The organism is Terriglobia bacterium (genome assembly GCA_036496425.1).
In the GTDB taxonomy this organism is placed as follows: domain Bacteria; phylum Acidobacteriota; class Terriglobia; order 20CM-2-55-15; family 20CM-2-55-15; genus 20CM-2-55-15.
The window spans coordinates 1-13,064 of sequence record DASXLG010000248.1 but is presented as its reverse complement, the minus strand read 5'-3'; the positions used below and the strand labels follow the sequence as shown (position 1 = coordinate 13,064).

Here is a 13,064-nt window from a genome sequence, read left to right as displayed (position 1 = left end):
CACGCATCGGATAAATGTCATACTTTTGTTAGTATCCCGACATGAGCAAGGAACGCATGACGGTGACGGTAGATTCCGAGCTGATCGAGGCTGCCAACCAGGCGGTCACGGAAGGCCGTGTGGCTTCGCTGAGTGGATGGGTGAATCTGGCGCTCGCAGAGCGGGCAGCGAAAGAACGGCGGCTCCGCTCCCTTGCCGCGGCCGTCGAAGCTTACGAGCACGAATTGGGCGAAATTAGTGAGGCTGAGCTGGCAACGCAGGAGCGCGCCGACCGGAGGAATGCGATCAGTGTGCGTCCGTGGCGGCAGCGGAAACGCACGTGACCCTGGTTCTGTTGCGCTGAAACGCAATGATCGTGCAATGTGCCGCCGCATGAAAGCGCTCCTTTTGACGAATGAAGCCTAAGCCGTTGGCCCAGGCCGCAGGCAGCCTCATCGATCTACTGCCGATTTAGTGGACCCGCCGCTGGTCGTTCGTAGCCCCACGCGCCTCCCAGCCAATGAAAAAGAATCTAGCGGAGATTTGCAAAATCCATTGCGAAATGTCGTCGGGGGACATCACGAACTTTTCCGGGTCCATGCCGGCCTGATTTCTCATCAACTGCAGTACTTGTAAGATCTCTCGCTTCAAGGGATCTGATTTGTTGATCGCGCCGAGAAACCAGGCCGCTTCTTTCTCGCGATCTTCAACCTTCTTTGTCTGGTGTGCTTTAAATGCGGCATCAAGGGCTTCGATCGTCGGAACCTTTCTGTCGTCCATAGGCTGTGGCCTCCCCGTTCTTAATGATTCTAAGGCGAGAAACCGCGAAGCCGGTCTATGAAAGGTTCGTTCTTGGCCGCGCAGGATAATGCCGTTACAATCCGGCCATGGCTGAAGACAGGCACGCCGGTAATTCGCGATCCAAATCGTGGCCCTTGCGGGCGGCTCATCTACTTGGCATGTCGGAGAGCGCTGTACTGGTGCTGATCGGCATCGCGTTAGTCCTGATTGCCGTATCGCTTCTTTATTCCGGCGTTTATGACCTCAGCCAGGCTGTGCTGCTGGGGCCGCCGGGAATCGAAGACCATGCGATCGAGATTCTCAATGTCGTGCTTCTGGTGATGATGACGATGGAGATTGTCTATACAGTCGCGGTGTCGCTGGAATCTCACATTCTCAGGGCTGAACCGTTCCTTATTATAGGTATCATCGCCGGCATCCGGCGGATGCTGGTCATTACGGCGACATCGACGAAACAGGAAGGCAACCCCGCCCAATTCCACAATATGCTCGTCGAGCTCGGACTCATTGCCGCAACGGTTGTTGCACTTGCCGTGGCGATCTGGATTCTTCGTTACAGCTCCTTTCATTTCGACAGGCCCATAAAATCCGAAGCCGATTAGCGGCTGTCACAAATCCGACGCATTCTCCTGGTAGTGAACGGGGAGTTTAGCCTCAAAAGGCACAAAAGGCAGATCTGCTTTGTGCGTGCGTCACAATACTGACAGCGAGACCGTCGGAAAGCTGCCTTTCGTGAGCGGGTTCGGTATTTTCCCGGGCTCGGGAAATGAAGCGAGATTTGCTCTATCTGACTGTAGTTGCGGTATTTATGGCGCCCGCCTGAAGCTGGGCCAGGCAAATTCTGCAGGTTGGCACCGCGCTTGCTTTATCGAGGCCGTCATGAAGTCTCAGATCGCAATGCCGATTGCAATCATCATTATCCTGATCGCGGTGCTCATCCCGCTGCCGACGATCGTTCTCGATATACTGATATCGGCAAATATCACGCTATCTGTAGTCATTCTTTTGTCGGCGGTCTATTTACTCAAGCCCGTTCAGTTTTCTTCGTTCCCTTCGATCCTTCTGATGACGACACTGCTCCGGCTTTCGCTGAATATCGCGTCGTCGCGGCTCATTCTTCTCAACGGCAGCCAGGGAATGTCTGCTGCGGGGGATGTGATCCGGGCTTTCGGACAGTTCGTCGTCGGGGGGAATTATGCAGTAGGCATCATCATTTTCCTGGTTTTGATCGTGATCCAGTATGTCGTGATCAACCATGGAGCGGTCCGTATTTCGGAAGTGACGGCACGGTTTACGCTGGATGCGTTGCCGGGCAAGCAGCTTGCGATCGACGCGGACCTGAATGCGGGGATCATCGACCAGCAGGAAGCGCGGGAAAGACGGGCGGAGATCGGCAAGGAAGCCGAATTCTACGGCGCCATGGATGGCGCCATCCGATTCACGCAGCGTGATGCGATGGCTTCGATTCTCATCACGCTGATCAATATTATCGGCGGTTTGTTCATCGGGGTTTTCCAGTTCGGAATGCCGGTGGTGACGGCCCTGACCACGTTCACGATTCTGACGATCGGTGACGGCCTCGTCACCGCGATTCCTTCGCTCCTGATTTCGATCGCCGGCGGCCTGGTAACAACGCGTTCGGCCTCCGACGTCAGCATGGGCGAAAACGTTTCGATGCAGCTGTTTTCGAATCCGAAGCCGGTTTTCTTCGGAGCCGGCATTGTCGGGGGCCTGGGTTTGATTCCGGGCTTTCCGAAGTTCTCGTTCTTTTTCCTCGCCGGTACCCTGGGCTTCATCGCTTTCACGCTGGCGAAGGCCGCGAAGGAACGCGCGAGCGAGCCGGCCACGGATGCGCCGGTCAAGGATGACGCGGCGGCCGAAAAAACGACATCGTTCCTCAAGATCGACAGTCTTGCGGTCGAGATCGGCTACGGCCTGATCGGCCTGGTCGATGTCCAGCAAGGCGGCGATTTCCTGAACCGGATCCGCTCGATCCGGAAGCAGATTGCGCAGGATATGGGCGTGATCGTGCCGCCCGTCAATATTACAGACAACCTGAAACTCGGTCCGCGCCAGTATGCGATTCTGCTGAAGGGCGTCGAAATCGCCCGCGGCGAGCTGGCCGCAGACAAGTTTCTGGCCATCGATCCAGGCAACGTTACGGACAGGATCGACGGAACACCGACCAACGAGCCGACATTCGGATTGCCGGCGGTGTGGATCACCAGGGAAAACCGCGATCGCGCACAGCTGATGAATTACACGGTGGTCGATCCGGCGACGGTGCTGGCCACCCACCTGACGGAAACGATCCGCGGCCATGCCTTCGAGCTGCTCGGCCGCCAGGAAGTGAAAGCCCTCATCGACTATGTCGCGGAAACGCATCCCAAGCTGATTGAAGAACTTGTACCGAAGACCCTCTCCATCGGCGAGATCCAGAAAGTGCTGCAGAACCTGCTGCGCGAGAAAGTCTCGGTTCGCGACCTGGTCACGATTTTCGAGACGCTTGCGGATTACGGAACCCAGACCAAGGATCACGTCACGCTCACGGAAGTCACCCGCGGCGCGCTGAACCGGTCGATCACCAAAGGACTTGCGAACGACAGCGGCGAACTGCCCGTGATTACGCTGGCGCCGCACTGGGAAGAACGGTTGAACAAGGCGGTCATCCGCAATGATGCCGGGACGTACCTGGCCGTGGATGCCAACACGTTCGAACAGCTGGTGAGAATCCTGACCGAGGCCTGCCAGAAAACGATGTCGTCGCAATGGACCTTGTTGTGCTCCAGCGGACTGCGATTCCACATGCGGAAGCTGATCGAGCGGTTCATGCCGCAGCTCTCGGTGATTTCGCCGAACGACATTCCGCCGAATATTCAGATTGTCTCTCTTGGAGTTGCCGGACAATGAAAGTCAAAACCTACAGGAATCGATCGTTGCAAGAGGGTCTGGAAGACGTCAAACGGGACCTCGGCAGCGATGCACTTATCCTGAACACCCGGTCGGTTGCGGAACGCAGCGGATTTGGATTGTTCAAGAAGGAAGCCTGGGAAATTACGGCAGCTCTGGAAGAAGAAACGAAACCACTGGAAGCGCAGAAAGCGCATGTGCCTTCGGTGCTTCCTGTGGTTTCTTCCCCTATTTCCAAGGAATTAGGGGTGCGACCCCTGATTTCCCCCGCTACTCCGGCGCCGGTCCGCGACGCGCGCATGGATGAGTTGATCGATGAGATCAGCGAGCTGAAAAGATCGTTCCGTTCATTCAGCAAGGCGATTCCCGCCAGATCTGAAAACGGCGGGGTTTATGCCGAGCTGCTTCGGCAGGGCATCGAAGCGGATCTGGCCGATCACCTCATCTCGACGGGAGCCCGCGGCAACCCGGCTCCTACGGAATTGCGCGATCGAGTCCGCCGTCTGCTTGCGGATCAGATTGTGATTGCGCCGCCGGCGGAACTGCAGGCCCGCACCCGGATGGTCAGCGTATTTGTGGGACCGACGGGCGTCGGAAAGACCACGACCATCGCGAAAATCGCCGGTCATGCGGCGGTGAGAATGAAAAAGAAAGTCGCGCTGATTTCGACGGACCTGTTCCGCGTCGGCGGCCAGGAACAGTTGAGCCGGTTCGGTGAATTGCTCAGCGTTCCGACCTACAGCTGCGCTGATGTCGCCACGCTGAAAGATCTGGTGGCGGGTCTGGACGACCGCGACCTCATTCTGATCGACACTCCCGGTTCGAGTCCTTCGGATCTTGCCCGGCTGAATAAGCTGGAAACGGTAACGGCAACGGCAGATGCGAAAGTGCAACTCGTCATCAGCGCCACAACGCGTTCCGAAGACATTACAAAAATTGTTTCCCGGTTTCAGCGCTTCAGACCGAATAGCGTGATCTTCACGAAGATCGATGAAACCGATTCAAAAGGTCCTCTGGCCGGAGATCTGCTCCGCAACGACCTTGCTGTGTCCTATCTGACTAACGGGCAGCGCGTGCCGGAAGACCTGGTGTTTCCCGTCGCGGACGAGCTGTCGCATTATGTCCTACCCCTGGAGCCTGTCATATGACCGAACTGGAGAGAGACGCACTCATCAACGAATCGCTTCCGCTGATCAAACATATCGCACATCGCGTCGCGGTCCGCTTGCCCAGCAACATTGAGATCCGCGATCTGGTCAACGCCGGAGTCATCGGCCTGCTTGACGCGATCGATAAGTTCGAGCCGGAGCGGAACATCAAGTTTAAAACTTACGCCGAAGTACGTATTCGCGGCGCCATCCTCGACAGCCTGCGCAGTCTCGACTGGGCGCCCCGCTCGCTTCGCAAAAAGAGCAAGGACCTGGAGAGAACCTACGCGGAACTGACCCAGAAGCTCGGCCGGCCCGCCAGCGATGAAGAAGTGTGCGAGGCAATGGGCGAGGATCTCGAAAACTTTCACGCTCTTGTCGACCAGCTGCACGGTCTGACGGTCGGCTCGTTCGAGAACCTGGGCGACAGCGAAGACAGCGACAACTACATCAACTATTATCCGGACGACGGAACCAACGACCCATACACCAAGTTCGAAGCGAATGAACTGACGACGATGCTCGCCGGCGCAATTGAAGAATTGCCCGAGAAAGAGCGCCTCGTCCTGTCGCTCTACTACTACGAAGAATTCACGATGAAGGAAATCGGCGCACTCCTGGGAGTCAACGAATCGCGGGTTTCGCAGCTGCACACCAAGGCAACCCTGCGCCTGCGCGGCCGCTTGACCAAGGTTGTGCCGGATGTCGAAGCGGTTTTACGAGCGGTTAGCGCAGGCTGAAAATGATTGAAAAGAAGATCCAGAAATACGACTTCAAGCGTCCCGACCGGGTTTCCAAGAATCAGATCCGCTCGCTGCACTTCGTGCACGACCGTTTCGCGCGGAACTTTTCATCATCCCTGTCCGCTTACCTTCGCACGGTGGTCGAGATTTCGCTCGATGACATCGCGCAGATCAGCTACTCGGAATTCATGAACACGGTTTCGGATCCGACCTGCTATGCCGCGATTTCCCTCAAGCCGCTGGATGGCCTTGCCGCGCTGGAAATCGGTCCGGCCCTGGTCTTTCCGATAATCGACCGGTTGCTGGGCGGGATTGGCCAGCCCATCACGACCGTCCGGCCTATGACCGAAATCGAGCAGAGCATCATCCAGAACGTTTTGAAGCTGCTGGTCGACAATCTCAAGGAAAGCTGGCGGCAGGTCTACACCATCGACTTCTCGGTGACGGCGACGGAAACACATCCGCATATGGTCCAGATTACGTCGCCGAACGAAATGGTGATCCATTTCGGGTTCCAGGTCCGCATGCGCGATACGCTGACGAAAATGCATCTCGCCATTCCGACACTGGTGCTCGAGCCGATCATGCACATCTTCGACCAGGAAGAATACAGCCGCCGAAAGATCGTCCATGACGACGGGCTGCTTCATCTGCTGCGCCAGGTTCCCGTAAAAGTCAGCATCGAGACGGCGGAAACTTCGTTTCCGTTGCAGTCGCTGGTCTCACTTCAGGCCGGCGACACGATCGTGCTGGATCAACGCAAAGAGTGGCCGGTCAGTATCAAGGTGGCAGGCAAAAGCAAAATGCAGGCCAAGGCACAAATGGATTCCACGCGCAAATCCTTCGGCATAACCGGGCTTATCCGCCCGAGAAGACAGGAGCCAGTGAATGGACAACTCAGCCTCACCAAATAAAACGGATTTTGACGACAGCGGGAACCTCGCGGTTCTCATGGACGTGCAGCTTCCAGTGGCGATCCGTTTCGGAGAAACGGAAATGCTGTTGGAGGAGATCGTAAAGCTCGGAGTCGGATCGGTCATCGAACTGAATTCGGGCATCGACCAGCCGGTCGAGCTCGTCGTGAACAACAGAATCCTTGCTCGTGGAGAAGTCGTAACCGTCGACGGTTTTTACGGAATTCGAATCACGGAGATCACCAGTGCTGGCGAACGATTTAAATCTCTCAATTCATAATCCCATTTTGATCTATGCGTTTCTGGCTTTGTATGGGCTGTTCATGGTGGCGATCGTCCTGTACGTCAACTCCAAGTTCCGGGGCGCAGCCAGGACACTGAAGGCTCTGCAGGCGGAATGGTCCAAAGCGGAATCGAGCCATGCCGGCTTTGTCGGCGCTGCTCAGGAACATCTGGCGAAGCTGTCCACGCCAGCGCCGGTTCAGGCGCCGGCCACGGCACGTACTTCCGCCGTTGGTTTCGATGTGAGAAATCATGTCGTCACCATGGCCAAGCGGGGTATCGGAATCGCAGATATCGCGAGGAACTGCGGCCTGCACGAGGGCGAAGTCGAAGTTTTGCTCGGCATGTCCCGCCTGGTCAGCAGAAATTAAGGGATGTCACGATTTCGCCCATCCGTCAATTACCCGACAGCTGGATGGGTAGGAACGGAGCGTCTTCAAGGTCGGCGGTAACCGCTGGACTTAAGTGTAAACTATTGAAACGTTGGATCTTGAACTCGATCGACCGGCCGCGTGGTCACCGAGCATTGAATTTGGGCACTCGATTGCTACTGTTCTGGACGACAGGTTGGTCTGTGACATGTGCACTTTGAAGTAAAGTTCTGATAACCTTCAGCCGATATATTGGATGGAGGAAGAGACCCCAATGAATATTGACCGAATCAACATCAGCAGTCAGGGTATCGATCGATCGCAAATCGCTCAAAAGGCGGATTTGACGCGCACGAACTCGACAAACTCGACAAATCAGACAGGTGCTACGGGAGATTCGGATTCCGTCGCGGTTTCATCGAAAGCTGCGGAAATGAACCGCCTGGCGAACTCTGTTAATCAAGCGAGGACGGAGCGCTTCAATAAAGTCCAGGCAGAGCTGGAAGCCGGTACGTATGCGGTTTCCGCGAAGGACATCGCTCAGAAGCTGGTTGACGCGAACACCAAACAGGACTGAGGGGGTTTGACCCCTTTGCCCTGAAAACAGGAGAAAAGTCCCATGGATGGGCTAGTGAACGAACTATTGCGCCTGGAAAGCGCAAAGCACAAAGCACTCGTTGAGATCGATGCGTCGTCATACGACGCCAGTGTCTGCGCGCAGAGGCGTCTCATCGCCATTTCCCGGGATGCCACCGATTGCGTTTCCGATCTCGAGCGGCTTCTGGCGCTCTCTCAGCTCATCACGCTGAATACCCGCTTACAGGCTACCTCGCGCCGCGTTTCAGGCGAGGCGTAATCATGTCCCTCGAACCCGGTGGCGGGTCCTCAGTTCCCGATGGCGACGCCATCATTCACTTCGATGAAGGCCTGGTCGGCTTCTCGGAATGCAAGGATTTTCGCATGCTGGCCAACCCCGAAATCGCGCCGTTCCATTTGTTACAGATGGCGTGCAGAGAAGATATCGGGTTTATGGTTATCGATCCTGCCCTGGTTATGCCCGACTACTACACTAAGATTCCGGCGCGGGAATGGGAGACCATTGGAATCGCGGAAGGCGATCCCCGTATGGCATTCACTATCTGCATTGTCGGCAAAGAGCCCAGGCAGGCTACCGGCAATTTCCAGGCTCCGCTGATCGTCAATCATAAGAAAATGATTGGCCGCCAGCTGATTTTGACCGACCTCGCCCTTTCCGTACGACACCCTCTCGTTTAAGAACCTTGCCCGAAGGTGGTCTCTCGCTTATTATGGGACCAGAAAAGTTAGAGACCCGATAAATAGGGAGGAATCCGCATGCTGGTAGTCACGCGCAAGAAGGATGAGAAACTGATTATCGGTAATGAGATAGAAATTCAGGTCTTGCGCATCGGCCGCGATAACGTGCGGCTTGGTATCAAAGCGCCGGCCCACATCTCCATTTACCGGTACGAGATTTACGAAGCCATCAAACAGGAAAACGTTTCCGCTGTAAAGTCACAGATTCCAGACAAGGAAACCCTCGAAGCCCTCGCAACCGGTCTCAACCCCGAGACCAAGATTTAACCGTCCCCCATTTCGTATCCGATCACCCGTTAAGCCGGAAATCTGGTCTGATCTGAATCGTTGCGCAGCTGCCGGATGAGGAATTTTGAGATCGGCTCAAACCTCTCAGGTCCGCGGCAGTCTCTTGCTTGATGAGATCCAGCCGCCAGTGCATCTGTTCGTCCAGACTCACGATTTCGTTGGCCAGACTCACGATTTCTTCGTTGATGCAGCGCAACTCATGCAGGACGCCGCTCGTTATGGTGGACTCGGCCCGGAGCTGCGTAATCCAGGTTCCCAGGGTGCTTTCAATGGCCGTCAACTCGAGCATCAGGTCGGATCGGGTGTCCAGCTGCTTGCCCATTCCATCCAGATTCTCATCATCGAGAAGATCGGCCTGCTGACTCGAAATCTCGTGGAACTCCCGCAGCAGTTCCCTCTCGCGTTCCAGTGCGTCTAAAACCTGGTTGATTTCCACCGTTTAACTCCTTTTGCCTGAAATCGAAGCGCCACACCATCGCAGCCTGCTTCGTTGCACAAAAGGTGTATCGTTCCGGCTTTCCGGAACTTTAGACTTTTCTCAACGTGTCAGATCCATCACCGCTGAAGTCATAATTCTGGCCACCGGCACGACGGCTCGACGCCTGACCGCATCCTGACCTTGGTGCGAATGCACGATCGAATCTCGCAAAGCTTTATGCGCAAAGGCGCTGGGCCGGCCCCGCCGATGCTTTTATAAAAAGGACATTCTTATCTCTGGAACGGCAGCGTAAGTGCATTAGCTGAGTGGTCACAGCGCTGGAACAAACCCCGTTTCGGAGAAACGAGATCCAGGCGCTGAAAGGAAGACTAAACACATGGATGTGATGAGCAACGAGACTGAAGTCGAATTACCCACCGATTATCCCCAGGCCGGCCAGGGCATCCCCATGGATCTCGAAGGACAAGTCGGAATCGTTGTCGATGCCGGCCCGCAACTGGGTTACGGCCATGCCATGCGGAGCGTGCGTCTGGCGCGCGCTCTAAGCCGCCGGCAGCCGGTAGTTTTCTTTCCGCTTTCGGAAAACTGCCGCGAATTCATCGAAGCGTCGGGTTTCACCACGACGGCATCATCGGCATTTCCTCCGGTGGTCATAACGGATTTGCGTGAAGCGCATGGCATCACGGCCTCGATACGGCGGCAGGGCTCCACCCACATCAGTATTCATGACCTGGGCCTCGGCCAGTGCCATTCGGATGTCGCGATCGACGGCAGCATCACGCGCCTGTTTCCATACGCGGCCGACAAGGATCGCGCACTGTTTCTCGGCCCGCAGTACATGATCACGCGAGAAACCGTCAACCGAGGCAAGCTCAAGGACACCGTCCTGGTGACCTTTGGCGGCGGATCGACCTCGCAATTCGCTCTAAAGATTTCGGAGGAGCTGTGGCGCATGGGCCTGATGCCGATTACGACGCGCGGATTCATCGGCACGACGCCCATGAGCGACGCGGAATTTGCGGATGCGATGGCGACCTGCCGGTTTGCGATTTCCGGTTCCGGGCCAACGCTATATGACCTGCTGGCATCCGGCGTTCCGACCATTGCCGTTGCCTTCGATCGGATTCAGTTGAGAACCGCAGATGCGTTTCACGAGCATGGCGCCGTTCTGAGCGCCGGCCCTGTGCGGCGCGTTTCGTCAGACGACCTGGTGCGCTACAGCACGGAGATGCTTGAAAACCGGCCTATGATCCAACGACTCAGCCAGGCCGGCCCAACACTTGTTGATGGCAAAGGATTGTCACGAGTAGTCGAAATTATAAGGAGGCAAATATGGCTGACCAGCCAAGTCAAAACCTTTACGGCCTGCTGACCGAAAATCCCAACAGGATTTATGTAATCGCGGAGGCGGGTTTCAATCACGGAGGAAATAAGGAAAGGGCGCTTGCGCTCGTCCGGGCCGCAAAATGGGCCGGCGCCGATGCGGTGAACTTTCAAATGTTTCGTGCCGACCGTCCGGCGTCGGCGAAATCTGCGGTCCCCTCCCAGACCAGGCTGGAACTGTCGTTCGACACCTTCCGCGCCATGCACAAAGAGGCAAAGCGGGTCGGCATCGAATTTCTATCGACGCCGTTCGATGAAGAGAGTGCCGACTTCCTCAACGATCTCGGCGTAAGCGCGTTCAAAATTGCGTCCGGCGACATTACGCACCGGCCGCTGATCGAACACGTGGCCCGAAAAGGCAAGCCGGTGCTGCTCTCGACCGGGATGAGCACGGCGGAAGAAATCGAGCATGCGATCGATTGGATGCACACCCATTTGAACGACGAGGTGGTTCTCCTGCACTGCGTCTCGTCATATCCTGCGAAGCGCGAAGAACTGAACCTCAAGTCCGTGCAGTATTTGAGCGATCGTTTTGGAGTTCCTGTCGGTTTCTCCGATCACAGCGTCGGATCCCTGGGATCGATCGTTGCAACGTCGCTCGGAGCGCAGGTTATCGAGCGGCATTTCATGATCGAGACCCGGGTAGAGACACCGGATCATGCCGTGTCGATGGATGCCAAGACTCTCAAAGCTCATATCGAAGAGCTGCGAGCCATCGGCTCCGTTCTCGGCGAGCGCGGCAAGTTTGCCTCCGAATCTGAAAGCCGGAACAAGACAGCGTCGCGCAGGGCCCTTTACGCAAGCCGGCCGATCGCGCCCGGCGAGATCATTGATGCCGGCATGCTTCACGCGTTGCGTCCGGCCACCGGAATCGCGCCCGAATTTGTCGGGTCCGTCGTAGGCAGACAGGCCCTCACCGCGATTGAAGCCGGAGCGCCGGTGCAGTGGGAGTCGCTGCAATGAGGCTGGCTTCATGAAACAACCACGGACGGTTGCGATTATTCAGGCCCGCATGGGGTCGACCCGGTTGCCGGGCAAAGTCATGATGAAGATCGCCGGGCGGCCGTTGCTCGTCTATCTTGTCGAGCGGATCTCACGGTCGCGTACGCTCGACGCAATTGTGGTCGCCACAACGACGAATCCACGCGACAACGTGATTATCGAGGAGTGTGAACGGCGGGGTATCCCCAATTTCCGCGGCGCCGAATCGGATGTGCTCGGCCGTTATGTTTCGGCAGCGCGGGCCTGTGAGGCCGACATCGTCGTCCGGGTTACCGCGGATAATCCGTTTACGGATCCCGACAGCATCGATCGGGTCGTGGATACCCTCAAGGGCGGAAATGTCGACTATGCCATCGAGAACCATTTACCTGTCGGTGTCAGGGGAGAAGCCCTGACCTGGGAAGCCTTGAGTTTCATGGATTCCGTTGCGAACACCCCACTCTGGCGCGAACATGTGACCCTCTATGCCATCCAGAATCCGAAGGCTCTCACCTGCGCGCTGCTGAGCGCGCCGCCGGAATACAGCCGGCCGGACCTCAGTTTCACCGTCGGTACGATTGATGAATATCTGTACAACCGGGAGCTGGCCGAACGCTTCAGTACGGTCGATTTTGAGCTCAAGAACCTGATCGAGGCTGCCGATGAAAGCATGAGCGGCACCGCGCCGCCGGTAAATGTCCGGAGGGCCACGGCATGATCGTCGTCAAAAAAATCAATGGGGAGGAGATCGTCGTGAACTGCGATCTCATCGAGACGATCGAGTTTTCGCCTCACGCGGTTATGTCTTTGACGACCGGGGAAAAGATCATCGTCGATGAAACCCGCGACGAGCTGCTGCGCAAGATCATTGAATATAAGCGCGCGATCCAGAGGAAACCGGAGGTATTGGAATGGACTTAGGAACAATCCTCGGCATTCTGATCGCGCTGATCGGAATTCTTGCAGGTCAGGCCATCGAGGGAGGCTCTGTCTTTCAAATCCTCCAACCGACCGCCGGGCTGATCGTTTTCGGCGGGACGCTTGGAGCGGTCATGATTTCGTTTCCATTAAAAGTAGTCAAACAGGCTGCGGCCGATCTGCTCCATATTTTCAGAGAAGACACGATCGAGCCGACAGCAGTCATCGATGAGGTCGTCAGGTTCACGAACAAGGCGCGGCGGGAAGGAATCATCTCGCTCGAAAAGGATGCGGCCGGAGTCCAGGACGACTTCTTCCGTAAATCCATCATGATGGCTGTCGATGGAAACGAGCCCAAAGAGCTGCGCCAGACCATGGAAGTGGAACTTCAGTATATGGAAGAACGCGCCGATCACTCCGCGAGAGTCTATGAAGCGGCCGGCGGCTTCGCGCCGACCATTGGAATCATCGGCGCCGTTCTCGGTCTGATTCAGGTTATGCAGCACCTGAACAATATCGACGAAGTGGGCAAGGGTATCGCCGTCGCGTTCGTCGCGACGATTTACGGTGTG

19 protein-coding genes are annotated in these 13,064 nt (G+C 56.5%); 17 read left to right on the top strand and 2 right to left on the bottom strand.

Translation table 11 applies throughout. The features are described 5' to 3' along the window. The first annotated feature begins 41 nt into the window (after positions 1–41). Complete coding sequence (locus tag VGK48_17505) at positions 42–323, top strand: hypothetical protein (protein HEY2382976.1); 282 nt, start codon at positions 42–44, stop codon at positions 321–323. Between the two features lie 127 nt (positions 324–450). On the opposite strand, the gene VGK48_17500 is transcribed toward VGK48_17505, so the two are convergent. Beyond that, positions 451–759 carry a hypothetical protein gene (locus VGK48_17500; protein ID HEY2382975.1) on the bottom strand — a complete coding sequence of 103 codons (309 nt, stop codon included), beginning with the start codon at positions 757–759 and terminating at the stop codon, positions 451–453. Positions 760–866: 107 nt separating this feature from the next. On the opposite strand from VGK48_17500, the gene VGK48_17495 reads away from it, so the two are divergent. The 11 genes from VGK48_17495 (at position 867) to csrA (ending at position 8,750) form a co-directional block, all read left to right on the top strand. Continuing rightward, positions 867–1,382, top strand: coding sequence for a phosphate-starvation-inducible PsiE family protein (locus VGK48_17495; GenBank protein HEY2382974.1), 516 nt, complete (start codon positions 867–869; stop codon positions 1,380–1,382). Between the two features lie 277 nt (positions 1,383–1,659). Continuing rightward, complete coding sequence (flhA, locus tag VGK48_17490) at positions 1,660–3,690, top strand: flagellar biosynthesis protein FlhA (GenBank protein ID HEY2382973.1); 2,031 nt, start codon at positions 1,660–1,662, stop codon at positions 3,688–3,690. Continuing rightward, complete coding sequence (flhF, locus tag VGK48_17485) at positions 3,687–4,838, top strand: flagellar biosynthesis protein FlhF (protein ID HEY2382972.1); 1,152 nt, start codon at positions 3,687–3,689, stop codon at positions 4,836–4,838. The genes flhA and flhF overlap by 4 nt, the downstream gene beginning before the upstream one ends. Further along, on the top strand, positions 4,835–5,578 hold the full coding sequence (locus tag VGK48_17480) for a FliA/WhiG family RNA polymerase sigma factor (protein ID HEY2382971.1): 744 nt from the start codon (positions 4,835–4,837) through the stop codon (positions 5,576–5,578). The genes flhF and VGK48_17480 overlap by 4 nt, the downstream gene beginning before the upstream one ends. Before the next feature lie 2 nt (positions 5,579–5,580). Then, on the top strand, positions 5,581–6,495 hold the full coding sequence (gene fliM, locus VGK48_17475) for a flagellar motor switch protein FliM (protein ID HEY2382970.1): 915 nt from the start codon (positions 5,581–5,583) through the stop codon (positions 6,493–6,495). Beyond that, the gene (locus VGK48_17470; GenBank protein HEY2382969.1) at positions 6,470–6,775 is read left to right on the top strand and encodes a FliM/FliN family flagellar motor switch protein; all 306 of its coding nucleotides are present in this window, start codon (positions 6,470–6,472) and stop codon (positions 6,773–6,775) included. Before fliM ends, VGK48_17470 begins: the two co-directional genes overlap by 26 nt. A 7-nt stretch (positions 6,776–6,782) precedes the next feature. Next, a complete protein-coding gene (locus VGK48_17465) occupies positions 6,783–7,148 on the top strand; it encodes a hypothetical protein (GenBank protein HEY2382968.1) in 366 nt (121 codons plus the stop codon). A gap of 274 nt (positions 7,149–7,422) precedes the next feature. After that, positions 7,423–7,725, top strand: coding sequence for a flagellar biosynthesis anti-sigma factor FlgM (locus tag VGK48_17460; GenBank protein ID HEY2382967.1), 303 nt, complete (start codon positions 7,423–7,425; stop codon positions 7,723–7,725). Positions 7,726–7,767: 42 nt separating this feature from the next. After that, positions 7,768–8,004 (top strand): hypothetical protein, encoded by a 237-nt coding sequence (locus VGK48_17455; GenBank protein ID HEY2382966.1) that lies wholly within the window; start codon positions 7,768–7,770, stop codon positions 8,002–8,004. Positions 8,005–8,006: 2 nt separating this feature from the next. Then, positions 8,007–8,423: a flagellar assembly protein FliW gene (locus tag VGK48_17450; GenBank protein ID HEY2382965.1), complete on the top strand. Its 417-nt coding sequence runs from the start codon at positions 8,007–8,009 to the stop codon at positions 8,421–8,423. A 78-nt stretch (positions 8,424–8,501) separates the two neighbouring features. Further along, complete coding sequence (gene csrA / locus VGK48_17445) at positions 8,502–8,750, top strand: carbon storage regulator CsrA (protein HEY2382964.1); 249 nt, start codon at positions 8,502–8,504, stop codon at positions 8,748–8,750. A 22-nt stretch (positions 8,751–8,772) separates the two neighbouring features. On the opposite strand, the gene VGK48_17440 is transcribed toward csrA, so the two are convergent. Beyond that, on the bottom strand, positions 8,773–9,207 hold the full coding sequence (locus tag VGK48_17440; GenBank protein ID HEY2382963.1) for a hypothetical protein: 435 nt from the start codon (positions 9,205–9,207) through the stop codon (positions 8,773–8,775). A 388-nt stretch (positions 9,208–9,595) separates the two neighbouring features. On the opposite strand from VGK48_17440, the gene VGK48_17435 reads away from it, so the two are divergent. The 5 genes from VGK48_17435 to VGK48_17415 all read left to right on the top strand — a co-directional run. Continuing rightward, positions 9,596–10,582, top strand: coding sequence for a hypothetical protein (locus VGK48_17435; protein ID HEY2382962.1), 987 nt, complete (start codon positions 9,596–9,598; stop codon positions 10,580–10,582). After that, the gene (locus VGK48_17430) at positions 10,543–11,556 is read left to right on the top strand and encodes an N-acetylneuraminate synthase family protein (GenBank protein HEY2382961.1); all 1,014 of its coding nucleotides are present in this window, start codon (positions 10,543–10,545) and stop codon (positions 11,554–11,556) included. Before VGK48_17435 ends, VGK48_17430 begins: the two co-directional genes overlap by 40 nt. A gap of 10 nt (positions 11,557–11,566) precedes the next feature. Then, a complete protein-coding gene (locus VGK48_17425; GenBank protein ID HEY2382960.1) occupies positions 11,567–12,292 on the top strand; it encodes a glycosyltransferase family protein in 726 nt (241 codons plus the stop codon). Beyond that, a complete protein-coding gene (locus VGK48_17420) occupies positions 12,289–12,495 on the top strand; it encodes a flagellar FlbD family protein (protein HEY2382959.1) in 207 nt (68 codons plus the stop codon). The genes VGK48_17425 and VGK48_17420 overlap by 4 nt, the downstream gene beginning before the upstream one ends. Next, positions 12,486–13,064: MotA/TolQ/ExbB proton channel family protein (locus VGK48_17415; GenBank protein ID HEY2382958.1), on the top strand; the 579-nt coding region annotated here is incomplete at its 3' end. The genes VGK48_17420 and VGK48_17415, both read left to right, overlap by 10 nt.